The organism is Aliivibrio finisterrensis (assembly GCF_008933155.1).
In the GTDB taxonomy this organism is placed as follows: domain Bacteria; phylum Pseudomonadota; class Gammaproteobacteria; order Enterobacterales; family Vibrionaceae; genus Aliivibrio; species Aliivibrio finisterrensis.
The window spans coordinates 1-259 of record NZ_WBVP01000129.1 but is presented as its reverse complement, the minus strand read 5'-3'; the positions used below and the strand labels follow the sequence as shown (position 1 = coordinate 259).

Annotated in this window: 1 tRNA gene; it reads right to left on the bottom strand. The window is 40.9% G+C overall.

Annotation, left to right across the window (positions count from 1 at the left end):
* Positions 1-29: 29 nt before the first annotated feature.
* Positions 30-114, bottom strand: a tRNA-Leu gene (locus tag F8B77_RS17415).
* Between the last annotated feature and the right edge of the window lie 145 nt (positions 115-259).

Below are 259 nucleotides of genomic sequence, written 5' to 3'. Positions count from 1 at the left end.
ATTAAACCAAGATAATGCATCTTTAAATATGGTGCGGACGGAGAGACTTGAACTCTCACACCTTGCGGCGCCAGAACCTAAATCTGGTGCGTCTACCAATTCCGCCACGTCCGCGTTCTGCTGTTTGATTATTAAGGGCTGATAGTCACTTAATCTACAAAGAGTAGTTATTCTATATTTTAATTGACGATTGGTAAATCAATTAAAAGTTGTATGGTGGCTACTACGGGATTTGAACCTGTGACCCCATCATTATGAG